Below are 13,747 nucleotides of genomic sequence, written 5' to 3'. Positions count from 1 at the left end.
TTTAAATACGTACAGGAGTGGTGTCACTCCTGATTTTTATAATTAACGGAAATAATATGTCTGAAATTAAGCGGATTTATTTTTTTGTAAGTGCAATGCTTTTAAGTATCTTTTTTTTGATTGTAATGTGGGTTTTTATGCCAGAAAAGCCAATTTTTACAGTGTTGTTTGGGCAGGGAACAAATGGCTACCCCTATAGTATTCACAATTTGATGTGGGTGATTTTATTTGTTGGTTTTGGTGAGTTGGTATATAGATTAGATGTTGTTTTTAAAAATAAAGATCAATTGAAAAGTAATTTATTGCCTGAAGATGATCACACTGTACTCACGGTTAAAGAATTAGGACCCTTTTATAAAAAGTTGAAAGCATGTGAGCATCTTCCGATGTTTCTACCTAAAATGGTATTACGAGTCATTACACAATTTCAAACATCAAAATCAGTTGAGCAAGCTCAAAACTTACTCAATATAAGCATAGATTTAGTTCAACATGAAATGGAACTTAAATACAACATGTTGCGCTATTTAATGTGGCTTATTCCAACACTTGGATTTATTGGGACAGTGCTTGGAATATCATCAGCTCTAATGTATGCCGGCACAGTTCCGCCCGACAGTGAAGGGCTATTAACTGAAGTGACTTTGCAATTGGGTGTTGCGTTTCACACTACGTTACTAGCGCTTATCATGTCTGGTGTGTTGATGTTTTTGATGAATATCATTCAGTCGATGGAAGAGCGTGTTATGAATGATGCTGGGCAGTATTGTTTGGATAATCTAATTAATCGCTTATATAACGAGAAAAACCATGCGCCAGATTAGCGCACTGGCGCACACTTCTTTTCTGATTCGTGCGCTAATGATACTAACGGCTCACTTTTTTATGGGCTTTTCATCACCAACTTATAGCGTAAGTTTTGATGTAGAGGAAACAGATAAAAAAGTGGTTAGGATTCTGCTTATCGACCCGAATGGTGGTGCAGGTTCTGGTTCGGGCGTTATTTTAACGCAAGATGGTTATATTTTAACAAATCATCATGTAGTTCAGTTTAATAATGAGCATGTACAGCCTGGACGGAAAGTACATGTGCTACAAAAAGGAATAGATGGGCATCGTGATTTTATTGAAGGTGTCGTCAAAGCAGTTGACATACATAGTGATCTAGCATTAATAAAAATTGATAAAAGGGGCCTTTCACATATTTCAATATCTTTTTCTGCACCATTAAAAGCAAGTACTGTTTATGCTTTTGGATTTCCAGGTGTGGCGGATCAAATTATAGGGTCAATGATAGATGACTTAAATGATATACAGCCTAACTTCATAGAAACGACCCTGACACAAGGTGTTATCAGTCGTCAGGTTTCTTCTAGAATGTCTGACAATCTGCAGGAGCGTAGTTGGTATCAACATAGCGCGGCGATTCACAGCGGAAATAGCGGCGGCCCTTTACTTAATAATTGCGGTGAACTGGTAGGTATTAATACCTTTGGTCATAAAGATGGTGTTGCAGCACTTTATTTTTCGAGTACACTAACGTATATCACTAAGTTTTTGAATGATTCAGGTGTGTCGTTCACACAGTCAACTGAGCCATGTAGTCACGCCTTTATAACACAATCATTAAATAGTTTACCTGCTTGGCTAATAGCTTTAATCATTGTTTTAATAGTGCTTTTTTTAATTACCATTTTCTTCGCAATCAAACAACCTAAGACCATTATAGAAAAAGTGTTTGAACCCTATACTGAATGGAATCGAAGAAAAAATAAGGAAAATAATGGCTATTCAAATGGTGGTGTTATTATTGAAAAGCCAACAGATCAACCTGTTTGGAAATTATTTAGCCCAATAGAAAATTCTATATTGCATACATTTAATACACTTTCAAATGACTCAAGTTGGTTGATAGGTCGTGATTCTAGTTTGGTAGATATTCGGATTAATGATTCTACAGTTTCAAAAGCTCATTTAAATCTGTTTTATTGTAATGATTGTTTTTTTATTGAAGATATAAATTCAACAAATGGAACGCGAATTAACGGCACTAAGATTGAAAAGTTTTGTCTTGTTCGTGTTGATGAAAACACGCGTATCCATTTAGGAAATTATGAGTTAATTCTTAAGAGGGACGCTGAGTGAAAAGGCAGTCAAGAGAAATTAATGTGTTTAGCATGTCAGCACTAGATTTGTTTGCGAGTGCGCTGGGTGCAATTATATTGGTCATGATTATTCTGTTTCCTTACTATTTGAATGTTTCACCGATTGATCCAAGTGATTTATATGATCAATTGCAAATCGCTGAGAAAAAAAATAAAGATCTTGAAGAGCAAAATAAAGAGCTAGAGAAGCAAGCGAAAGCGACTTATTTACTTATTACATTGAGTTGGAATTCTTCGCCAGATATTGACCTCTATGTACGTGATCCAAACGGGAATTTATTTAATTACAGTCGACATAACAGGGTTGAGGCTGGAGCATCAGCCCGACCCCACTTTCCTAATTCTGCGGCAGAGTTAAGTGAAGATGCTACACGTGGACCAGCTTCCGAAATTTGGGTCACGCCTAAAGCTGAAACCGGTAAATACGAAGTTTATTATCATTATTATACAAATGGTTCCACACCTGTGGTTTTGCAAGGTCGAATTTTTCACTCTAACGGGATAGATAAATTACCTCCTGTAACACTGAGAGGCAGGGCTAATGCCCCCGGCTTGCACGCTGCTACGATTCATGTGAATGATGAAGGTGATGTTCGTGTCGATTCGCACTTGTAAAAAAATTATTGGAGTATTAGTTAAATGAAAAGAGTGTTAATTGGAACCGGTGCAAACTGTGACTACAAGATTGTTGATAAAACAGTTAGCCGTCAACACGCAGAACTGATGATAAAAGATGATGGTACTTGTCTCATTATTGATCGTGTCAGCATGAATGGTACTTTTGTATGTGATCATTCTGGCCAATCACGTTCAGGATGGCGACGAATTACCCAAGAAACTGTTAGCACGAATGAGATTGTATTATTAGGTACTTATAAGCTTAGCATTGCTCAAGTTGTAGCAAGCCTTCAAAAAGATGTTAAGCCTAAACCAAAGCCTGAAAAGTTTATTCGTGATGAAAATGGCCACATAATACCAGCGAACTGAGGATCTTTGTATGTCAAATAGGTTAATACTATCCTATGGTTCAAGCACCCATCAAGGTGCAAGACCCTACCAAGAGGACAGTTGCTATTGGTTAGAAACTAATAAAAGTGGTTGCATAGGCTTTGTGTTGTCAGATGGCATGGGCGGACACGCTGCTGGTGATGTTGCTAGCAAAACTCTTGTTAAGGCTTATCGACAGGTGTTTTCTAAAGAAGTTACCTTAGATACACTGGTCTCCCAACTTAAAGCCTCAATGGATCTTGGCAACCAGCAGATTTGCGAGATTATTACCAAAAAGCCTGAGTTAACAGGCATGGGAGCGACTTATCTTGCAGGTTTTGTCTACGACAAAATACTCTATTGGATTAGCGTTGGTGACTCTCCGCTTTATCTCTATTCAAACGGTAAACTTCGCCAAGTTAACGAAGATCATTCGATGGCGCCAATTTTGCTTGAACGGGTAATTAAAGGTGAAATAACTCAGGAACAAGCCAGTAGTCATCCGCAAAAAAATTCGTTGATTTCTGTAGTGATGGGTGATCAAATTGAGAAGGTTGATCAACCCACAACTGGTATTGCTTTATCACCTGGAGATGTAGTAATTATTGCCAGTGATGGTATTCAAACCCTTTCAGAAAAAGAGATTGAACGTCTAGTCGAAAAATGGCAGCAGCACACCCCGCATGACGATTTAACAGATATGCTGTTACAGGCTGTATTAAATAAGAAAAATCCAAAACAAGATAATACAACCATTATGGTTGCTGCACTTATGCCAACTGACGGTAGTTTGTCTGATTTGCATGGTACACCATCAAATGCTTCAACCGCTAATCAGGTCAGTTGGAGTGCTTTAATGCGTGATGACGATCCTGTTATGGAACACTCATTCTCAAAAGAAAATATAACCGTTGTTAAGTGGGTCATTCTACTCCTTGTAATGATAGTCCTTGGCTTAGTTGCTTATTTTTATATTGATCGCCTAAAAGATGAAGCGCTTAGCCCAGAAGCAACTAAAGATCATCTTATTGAAAAATCGGCTGATTTTGATCAATCGATAGACCAAATATTTGATTCCACACTCATTGACGATTCAATTCAAGAGCCTATCCCAGTTTTAGAAGAGCCAGTGAATGATAGAGTTTCAGATAACGCCGATGCTGTAAGTGAAATGACTAATCAAGATAAGAAAGTTTCAGAAGGATAATGCAGTGAATCTCATTAAAGGCTCTCTTAATATTGCTCCCATTTGGAAACGTGCAATTGCAATTATAATCGATTCTATTATTTTAGGATTGATATATTGGATTATAGTTTCCGCTATATTGATTCTGAGTGTTTTTTCTATAGATATAGATGCGTTAATAGTTTTTGATTTGTTTCTTTTGATAGTGTGCCCGCCCATATATTTTGCAGTAATGCATAGCTCAACAAAGCATGCAACATTTGGTAAACAAATAATGAAGATTCAGGTTGTTCACCTTCAAGGGAATACGCTAACGTTTGGTCGCGCTTTAGGGCGAGAGGTTTTAAGGAATACCCTGGTTTTATTTACCTATTTTCTCGCGTTATTTACCCAAAATAAACAAACGCTACATGATTATTTAGTTAAAACCGTTGTGGTGAATAAATCCTCGAACCGTGGCTCTATTCCGTCAATTGACCCAATTCCTGACCCCATCCCAGCACCTCCGAATATTCCTGATGAACCCTCTGAAATTCCAAAACCATCACATAATGCCTGGGTGATTTCGGGATTTTGTAATAGTGGTGATGCAGTGCGTTTTTCTGTATCACAACAAGAACTCGAAGCGGGAATCGTGCTTGGTGGTCGAAAAACAGAGGATACCACGCACATCGTGCCTGATAATACAGTTTCTGGAAGACATCTACGACTTCGTTTGCAATTGGATACAGGGTCAACAAGTTTGATTCTTGAAGATCTTGACTCAATGAACGGTACTCTTGTCGATGAGCAACGATTACAGCCTCATCATCCTAAGCGGATTAGTTTGCAATCTAGAATCCAAATTGGTGGATCTGAAATTCAAGTTTCGCGGGGTTAAATTATGCAGAGCCGAAATACATTGTCACTAGGTACTCGTCTTGACCGCTATATTATTACCCAAGTTTTAGGTGCGGGTGGTTTTGGGGTGACCTATATGGCAGATGAGCCATCTTCAGGTCAAAAGGTCGCTATTAAAGAGTACCTTCCGATCGGTCTTTCATATAGAGATGAGAACGATACCGTTAGACCGAACTCCAATATAAGTTTCAGTGATTTTGAATGGGGCTTAAACCGTTTTAAAGATGAAGCTTTTTCATTAGTGAGGTTTGAACACCCATCAATTGTAAAAGTGAAACGCTATTTTGAAGCGAATGGCACTGCATACATTCTCATGCCGTTCTATCCCGGAAAGGCACTTTCTTTTTACATTAAAAAAGGTATTCAGTTTAAGCCAGAAGAGGTCGAATTTATTTTCGATTTTATTATGCAAGGATTGGATTTAGTTCATAAAACGGGAATGGTACATCGGGATATCAAACCCGACAATATTCTGTTACTGGATAGCGGTTATCCATTGTTGCTGGATTTTGGCGCCGCACGTCAAAGATTAGGGGAGCATAGTCAGCAAATGACACGTGTTCTAACACCACCATATGCAGCCTATGAGCAGTATATTACTAATTCAAATATAGGAAGTTGGACTGATTATTATGGATTGTCAGCCACCCTCTACGAGTGTGTTACGGGCCAAAAGGTCATGGAAGTTATGGAGAGATTTAACACCTTATATGAAGGTAAAAATGATCCTTTAGTGCCAATAGCTATGTTAGCTAAATACAAACATAATGAGCGGTTTATTCAGATGCTTATAAATGGTTTACAGGTCGATCAAAAAGCACGCCCCAAAAACTATGATGAGTGGAAGTCCAGAGTCCATGGTACTAGTAAAACACAATATCTTAATTGGTAAAATTGACGGTCTTTCATTTTCATCATGAACAAAAGGCAAAGAATAAAATGAAAACTAAAACATATGATATCGCTAGCGCTATTCATATTGGCGGGCGAGAAGAACAGCAAGATAGCGTGAAGGTCTATACGCTCAATAACAATCACCTGCTTGTTGTGGCAGATGGCATGGGTGGGCATCGTGGTGGGCAGTTAGCATCCAAGATTGCGGTAGATGTTTGTGTAAAATGTTTTCAACAAGAAAAAGGTTCCCCAAGCAATCCAAAAGATTTTCTCAAGCAAATGGTGCATCACGCGAGTGAAGAGATTAAAACACAAGGTGAGTTACAAAATATTTCGCCAAGAACAACCCTTGTCGTCGCAATCATTCTTGGTAACCATGCCTATTGGGCGCATGTTGGTGATAGCCGTTTGTACTATTTCAAACAAAGTGTTTTTTCACAACGAACACGCGACCATTCTGTTGTGCAAATGCTGTTGGATACAGACCAAATCACCGAAGAAGAAATGGGCACTCACCCGGATCAAAACCGCCTGCTACAAAGTGTCGGTGGAGAAAACCCACCTAAGGTCTCTTTAGGTGAGACGGCACTCGAAGCCGGAGATGCACTTTTGCTGTGTTCTGACGGACTTTGGGAGAGATTTGACATACCTGAAATAACAAAAGCGATCAACTTGGAAGGAAAAGTGGGTATTGAAACATGGCCACAAAAAATGGTTGATGAAGCGGCTAAGCGTGGGGGGCCAAAAGGCGATAATATCTCACTCGCGGTCTACAAACACTATGGCAATAACAGTTCAAAGGTGCAAAATACACGAGTGTTAATCTCCGGACTCGTGTTTTTAACGCTTATGTTAGCAGTGGCAGCCTTCGCATTCTTTAAGCCTGCTGAGAAACCGATCCCAAACACAGAACCTACCCAAATAGAGGAGTTGACACGAACAGAGGAATCTATTTCTGACGATCTTAATTCCGTAGCACCTTATTCTGAAGCAGTGCCAGCTTCAAAGGTAGAGCCACCGTACACCGAAGCAAGCAATGATGATAATCAACGCGTTATTCAGGTGGAGTAGGAAGATGAATAAACCGACCTTCAACCACCGCACCTTACCGCAAGGTTATCAACTGGGTGATTATGTTATTCAAGACCTATTGGGCCAAGGTGGTTTCGGAATTGCCTACCTTGCTCAAGACATTCATTTACAGAACCAGGTGGTGATTAAAGAATACTTTCCTAGTGATTTAGCCAGTCGTGATGGACAAACAGTCAGTGCTTTGGGTACTAATGGACAAGTGGACTATGAAAAAGGCATGGCACGCTTTTTAGAAGAAGGACGCTCCCTTGCCCGCTTTAACCATCCTGCGGTGGTACGTATTCTCAAATACTTCCAACAAAACAACACGGCTTATCTAGTGATGGAGTTTATTGATGGTGAACCACTGGATAATTACCTCGAACGCAAACACACCCTGCCCCCTGAGGTAGTCGAGCACTTAGCTAAAGAGCTTCTTGATGGTCTCGAGGTGGTTCACCAACATGGGCTGATTCATCGTGATATCAAGCCCGCCAACATTATGCTACGACCCGGTGGCAAACCGGTACTGATAGACTTTGGTGCGGCAAAAGAAGAGCTGGCTGAAAAAAGCCACTCGGTGGTGGTGACAGCGGGGTATGGCTCCCCAGAGCAATACAGCTCGAAATCCAAATTGTCACCCTCCACCGACCTATACGCCGTGGGCGCGACGCTTTACAAATGCCTGACGGGACAAACCCCTGAAGAAGCAAGCGCTCGACTCTATGAAGACGAACACATCCTGCTCAACCAACTACCGATAGCCAAACAATGTCCACCAGGCCTGGTCAGCCTAATCGACCAATGCATGCAACTTAAAGACAAGGAAAGACCTCAAGGCGTCCAGCAAGCCAAGGCAATGCTTGCGCAAACAACAGAAACACCGCACCCACCAGAAGAGCCAGAGACTCAGTCCCAATCAAAAACGGAAAGCACGGAAACCCAGCCTAAAAAAACCAGTAAAGCCCCAATTCTCATCGGCATAGCTGCACTGCTGCTTCTGCTTGGCGGTGGAAGCTATGTTTACCAGCAAAATGAAGCGGAAAAACAACAGTTATTGACACAATTGGAAGGGCAACGTAAAGCTGAAGCACAGCGCATAGCCCAAGCCGAAGAGCAACGCATAGCTGAAGCACAGCGCATAGCCCAAGCCGAAGAGCAACCTCAAGTCGAAGAACATCGCCAACACGCCATCGCCCGAAGTTTGCAGGCTGCTGAAACAGCCTTGCAAGCTAATCGGCTTGCCATCCCAGAAGATGACAGTGCCTTACATCACTACCGCAGAGTATTAGAGCTTGACCCGGATAATAAACAAGCAAAACAAGGGCATGAAAAAATAGTAGAACGCTACATCGCTTTAGCACAAGAAGCGCTTCGTAACGGTGACCTTGATCGTGCAAATCTTATGTTAAGTCGCGCTGAAGACGTCATACCACAATCAGATGCTGTAAACCGCGTAAAAGCGCAAGTCGCAGAACAGCGCGCAGCTGACGCACAACGCCAAACAGCTGCATTGATTGGTGGACGTTATTTAGACAATGAAGACGGCACCATTACCGATACTAAAACCAACCTCACTTGGATGCGCTGTAGACTAGGGCAAACATGGACGGGGAGCGCCTGCTCTGGTGAAGCGAGCCGTTACAACTGGCAAACAGCGCAAGACATCGCCAAACAAACCACCTATGCCGGTAAATCTGACTGGCGCGTGCCAACCCTTGACCAACTCCACTCACTGGTATACTGCAGTTCAGGACAACATCGCGAAAGAAGATTGGATAGTAGCGGACGACCGGTTCAGCAAGGCGTTACTTTTCTAGACGGAGGTTGTGTAGGAGACTATCAGTACCCCACCTTTTTTACTGACGCGTTTCACTATACAAGGAAGGTGTCATGGAGTCCGTCTGTGTGGTCGGATTCGCGCTATGCCAACCATTCTCATAGCGCGTGGAAGGTGGACTTCTCCAATGGTAGAGCCGTCATCTACGATCGGTATATGAGCTTGCCGGTTCGTCTTGTGCGCGGCGGACAGTGACTTTGGCCGCGCAACGGATTTTGTTGAACAGCTATTGTTGGATATAAACTTAAACAGGTAACACATCAAAGGACATACTATGCCAGAAACCACACGGATTAGAATCGGGCGGCATCACGGTGATCAAGTCGATTTAATAATAGATAATGATGCAGTGAGTCGCATGCACGCCGAGGCCTGGTTTGAGCCAGCGCTAGACATGGTGGTTGTTAAGGACGCCGGCAGCGTCAATGGCACCATCCCCACAGGTGATACCCAAATAGCCGGCGACACCCTTCGCGTCGGCCAACAAGGAGGTGTAAAAGTGGGCGAAGTCGAACTTAGCTATGCTCAGCTCAAAGCCTGCATCGACGCCAAACACGCCCAACAACTCCGTATCCAACAAAAACATCTACAGCTTGAAAACAAGAAACGCAATAAAACCCGTGGCTTGGTCGCGGTGGTAATGCTGGCGATAATTGGGGTGGGTGGGTATTTTTACAGTACCATGACCTCAAATAATGAAGCCACCGTCGAAGAACTCACCCGTGCGCTAGAACAAGCCCAAGAAATAATGCGCAATCCGCCCCAGATAGATATACCAGTGAACCAAATCATGAACGGCTCATTTGTGGTGTATGCCAATGGCATCGCCACCGATACCCGCAGTGGTTTACTCTGGAGCCGCTGCTTACTTGGGCAACGTTGGGACGAACCGAACCAGACCTGTAGCGAGCAACCAGCCACCTACCAGGGTGATCGCACTCAGGCTGCGGCCACTATTGCAAATCAAGCGAATTATCTCGATCAAAACGATTGGCGTGTGCCAACACGCACCGAGCTATTAACCTTGGTACAGGGGGTTGAACCAAGCGTTTATCAATCCGTTTTTTCAAATGACCCGATGGGGTTCGTATGGTCAAGCACGGTCCATCGTGAAAACGAATCACATTGGAATGTGAATTTTGCTGATGCAAAAGTTTATTGGAACACTAATGACTACCAGCACTTTGTGAGATTGGTTAAAAGTGTTAATTAAATTGGAGAACTGAAATGACTGAAAAATATGATATAACACGCCGTATTGTCGAAAGATCCGCTCACCCAATGGATGATGTGGAAACCCATAAAATGGGAAAGAATCAAAGCACGGGTGGCAATGATAGCTATGGTTATGGCAACAAAACCGACTTTATCGATGATATTGGAGGCTATAGCCGCCCACAAGCTACTGATGCCATCACGGGTGCGGAAGCAAAACCCTATCAAGAGGATGAAAAGACCCGCGTTTTCAGACCCAACAAGACGCAAGAAACAGATACGCTTAGTAGCTCTGCCAAAACAGTCGAAGCGGCGCAATTCGATTACATGAAGGATCCGGTTGTTGGCTGGGTTGTCATCGTTGACGGACCAGGCAAAGGTGCTGCTCTCCCTTTAGGCTATGGGATGAATACCATAGGTCGTGCTAACTGCCGAATAACACTCAACTTTGGTGACATGGAAGTCTCGCGTGAACCCCACGCCAACATCACCTACGATCCAAGAGGGCGCTGCTATTATGTCAACCATGGTGGGGGTAAAAACCTGACCTATCTTAATAATGCCCCCGTGCTGCAGCCGGTGCTTCTAAATGGTGGCGAACAAATGCAGCTGGGTGCGACCACCTTGAAGTTTGTCCCATTTTGCGGGATGGATTTTGACTGGCAAGATAGTCAATAAAGATTTTTAAATTAAACGGGTCATTGTAATGTCAGTGGTTGTCCGGAATCGAAGGCGGGTACTCATAAATGAAACTTAAAAGCCAAACATCTTCAGCCCATGATGTTGTTCTGTTACCTGGCGAAAACTTGCTTGGCCGAGGCTCAGGCTGCACTCATGTGTTGTCTGATACACACGTTTCTGGTCAGCATATCCGTATTTTCCAAACGAGTGCAGGCTGGATGCTTGAGGACCTTTGCTCGACTAACGGAACATATTTAAACGGTGCCAGACTAGTGCCAGGTCAACATTACATGCTTGTGCATGGACAACAAGTAATGCTAGGAGATGCTGCAATATGTTTTGAGGTCATCGCCCACATTGACAGTGCAGCAGTTGTTGAGAATACACCGGGTACGCACAGCAGACCCGTCTTTACAGTGGGTAGGGCAGCCGATAACCATGTTGTGATTGATGCGGCGGTGGTATCGTCGCATCACTTGCAGGTGCAGCAGCTTGCAAATGGCCGTTGGCAGGCACGCGATCTGAATAGCACCAATGGCACCTATCTTATCCTTTCTGATGGGTTTAAGCCTGTTAAAGAATGGCTGTTGGATCCGGAGCAGGTGTTACTACTGGGGAATTATCGACTACCGGTAGAGCGACTTTTTGCATACATGAGTAGTCAAAGTCAGCAGCAGGCGGCACGTATTAAAGTGAGTGCTGATTCGTTAGTCGTTGGTCGTGATCCTAAGGCCGATATATCAGTTCCTCATAGCAGCGTATCATGGCACCATGCGCGCTTGCAGCGACGAGGTAATGCCTATGAGATAGAAGATTTGGGCTCAACCAATGGCACTGTTGTCAACGGCGTGCTGATTAGCAAGCCGACGTTATTAAAAGCCCAAGATGAGCTCATGTTGGGCTTGTATAGTTTTCATTTGGAAATTGATGAAAATCAGCAAAGTCAGTTAGTCAAAAATTCCACCCTAGATGGCTTAACACTTGAGGCGCGTGGAATAAGCAAAACGGTGGGCTTAGATACTCACTTGTTGGATAATATTAGCTTAACCATACACCCTGGAGAGTTGGTGGGACTAATGGGTTTATCGGGGGCGGGCAAAACGACGCTGCTGAAGGCCTTGAATGGCTATGACAAACCTACACAAGGGTCTTCTTATATCAATGGTATTGATATCTATAATAACTTTCACTTGTTTAAAACATGGATTGGCTATGTTCCGCAGGACGATATTGTACATCCAGAGCTTACTGTTTACGAAGCATTGCACTTTTATGCACGTTTAAGGTTGCCGCCAGACATGCAAGCAAGCGAGGTAGATGCTCGTATTCAAGAAACATTAAGCAAACTTGGTTTAGCCGGAGTTGAACATACGCTGATTGGTTCGCCAGATACAGAGAAGGGGATCAGTGGTGGGCAGCGCAAGCGGGTGAATTTAGCAATGGAACTCCTGGCGGATCCGAAAATTATTTTCCTAGATGAGCCAACGTCGGGTTTGTCGGCGGTGGATACGCGCATGGTCATGGAGTTATTACGTGCACTGGCCAATGAAGGCAAGACGATCATTATCACGATTCATCAGCCTAGTTTCGATAACTACAAAATCATGGATAGCCAGATTATTTTATCTTACGGTAAGCTGGCTTACTACGGGCCGACTTATCCCAATTCTATTACTTTTTTTAATGCCAACCGGCAGGATGAGGCGTTGTTGAATAATCCGGATAATGCACTGATCGGTTTGCATCAAGGGGAGGAGGATGCGGGTGAGATCAAGTTAAATCCGAGTTCTGAGCGAAATAAAAAGGGCCGACTTTGGCAAGGCGTATACCTTAAATCCAAGGAGTACCAAGAATATGTTTCAAAACGCAGTGGTAAAGTAAAGGAGTTAAAAGGTGAATCAAAACAAGGGATCTCTGCATTAAGGCAATGGTGGACGCTGAGTCAGCGCTTTTTAAGAATCAAGCTAAAAGATAAGGTCAATACTTCTATACTTTTGGCGCAGGCACCTTTGATCGGCATGATGATTGCCGTGTTGTTTTCTGAACAAGCCTATCTAGGTGATGCGGTATTGCCAGGTATGGCAACAACGCTATTGTTTGTTTTGGCGATTTCCGCGGTATGGTTTGGTAATATTAATGCTTCACGGGAAATTGTGGCAGAGCGTGCCATCTTTGAACGCGAGCGCAAGGTAGGCCTAGGTATTTTACCTTATGTTATGTCTAAATTTGGGGTGTTGGCGTTATTGTGCGCCCTGCAAAGCCTGCTCTTAGTTGGTGTTACCTGGTTATTCACACCCTTTTCGTTAAGGTTAGGCGATGGTATTTATACGATTACATTGCTGGTTTTTTTAACCTCACTGTCTGGCCTAAGTATTGGATTACTGGTTTCAACTTTGTCACGTTCACAGGCACAGGCGCTTGCTTTGGTACCTATTGTATTATTACCCATGATTATTTTTGGTGGTGGCATGATGACGGTTAAGCAAATGAGTGATAATAGCAATCCGATTGCATATACGTTGGCTCAAGTAATGCCTACTCGCTGGGCCGTCGAGGATATGACTCGGATTTACGAGACTAATAATCCAGCAGAGCAAATATGCCGTGATCTTGTGGCGCCAGATCTTTATGACACAGTAGCCTTCGATACTTGCGTGTCTTCTCGTCAATTAACTGAGCGCAATTACGGTGCAGCACAAGTTAACTCTTCGATGGTTTTATTAATGTTGTGGTTATTCACTCTGCTTCCCTTGGTGGCAGTGTGTTGGTTATTAAAGCAACGTGATAATGCTTGATCGTATGTTGCTA

The 13,747-nt window shown here is 42.9% G+C and carries 12 protein-coding genes; all 12 read left to right on the top strand.

Going from position 1 to position 13,747, the window contains the following annotated elements; translation table 11 throughout:
• The first annotated feature begins 56 nt into the window (after nucleotides 1-56).
• Complete coding sequence (locus tag F5971_RS03540; protein WP_036514790.1) at nucleotides 57-824, top strand: MotA/TolQ/ExbB proton channel family protein; 768 nt, start codon at nucleotides 57-59, stop codon at nucleotides 822-824.
• Nucleotides 811-2,145, top strand: a complete 1,335-nt coding sequence (locus F5971_RS03535) for a trypsin-like peptidase domain-containing protein (RefSeq protein ID WP_036514788.1) — start codon at nucleotides 811-813, stop codon at nucleotides 2,143-2,145. The genes F5971_RS03540 and F5971_RS03535 overlap by 14 nt, the downstream gene beginning before the upstream one ends.
• 32 nt (nucleotides 2,146-2,177) lie before the next feature.
• Nucleotides 2,178-2,780 (top strand): hypothetical protein, encoded by a 603-nt coding sequence (locus tag F5971_RS03530; RefSeq protein WP_036514786.1) that lies wholly within the window; start codon nucleotides 2,178-2,180, stop codon nucleotides 2,778-2,780.
• A gap of 24 nt (nucleotides 2,781-2,804) precedes the next feature.
• Entirely contained in the window at nucleotides 2,805-3,152 is a 348-nt protein-coding gene (locus tag F5971_RS03525; RefSeq protein WP_036514783.1) for an FHA domain-containing protein, read from the top strand.
• 10 nt (nucleotides 3,153-3,162) lie between these two features.
• Nucleotides 3,163-4,359 carry a PP2C family protein-serine/threonine phosphatase gene (locus tag F5971_RS03520; protein ID WP_051514682.1) on the top strand — a complete coding sequence of 399 codons (1,197 nt, stop codon included), beginning with the start codon at nucleotides 3,163-3,165 and terminating at the stop codon, nucleotides 4,357-4,359.
• A 4-nt stretch (nucleotides 4,360-4,363) separates the two neighbouring features.
• Complete coding sequence (locus F5971_RS03515) at nucleotides 4,364-5,218, top strand: RDD family protein (RefSeq protein ID WP_036514781.1); 855 nt, start codon at nucleotides 4,364-4,366, stop codon at nucleotides 5,216-5,218.
• A gap of 3 nt (nucleotides 5,219-5,221) precedes the next feature.
• Nucleotides 5,222-6,130, top strand: coding sequence for a serine/threonine protein kinase (locus F5971_RS03510; RefSeq protein WP_193494085.1), 909 nt, complete (start codon nucleotides 5,222-5,224; stop codon nucleotides 6,128-6,130).
• 2 nt (nucleotides 6,131-6,132) lie between these two features.
• The gene (locus F5971_RS03505) at nucleotides 6,133-7,203 is read left to right on the top strand and encodes a PP2C family protein-serine/threonine phosphatase (protein WP_223116250.1); all 1,071 of its coding nucleotides are present in this window, start codon (nucleotides 6,133-6,135) and stop codon (nucleotides 7,201-7,203) included.
• A 4-nt stretch (nucleotides 7,204-7,207) separates the two neighbouring features.
• A complete protein-coding gene (locus tag F5971_RS03500) occupies nucleotides 7,208-9,238 on the top strand; it encodes a protein kinase domain-containing protein (protein ID WP_193494083.1) in 2,031 nt (676 codons plus the stop codon).
• Between the two features lie 79 nt (nucleotides 9,239-9,317).
• The gene (locus F5971_RS03495) at nucleotides 9,318-10,256 is read left to right on the top strand and encodes an Lcl domain-containing protein (protein WP_051514673.1); all 939 of its coding nucleotides are present in this window, start codon (nucleotides 9,318-9,320) and stop codon (nucleotides 10,254-10,256) included.
• 14 nt (nucleotides 10,257-10,270) lie between these two features.
• Nucleotides 10,271-10,936: an FHA domain-containing protein gene (locus F5971_RS18370; protein ID WP_223116249.1), complete on the top strand. Its 666-nt coding sequence runs from the start codon at nucleotides 10,271-10,273 to the stop codon at nucleotides 10,934-10,936.
• 68 nt (nucleotides 10,937-11,004) lie between these two features.
• A complete protein-coding gene (locus F5971_RS03485; RefSeq protein WP_193494081.1) occupies nucleotides 11,005-13,734 on the top strand; it encodes an FHA domain-containing protein in 2,730 nt (909 codons plus the stop codon).
• Nucleotides 13,735-13,747 lie beyond the last annotated feature (13 nt).

The organism is Nitrincola alkalisediminis (assembly GCF_009821115.1).
Lineage (GTDB): Bacteria > Pseudomonadota > Gammaproteobacteria > Pseudomonadales > Balneatricaceae > Nitrincola > Nitrincola alkalisediminis.
Note: the sequence above shows the minus strand (reverse complement) of the source record. Positions and strands in the feature narration are given on the sequence as shown.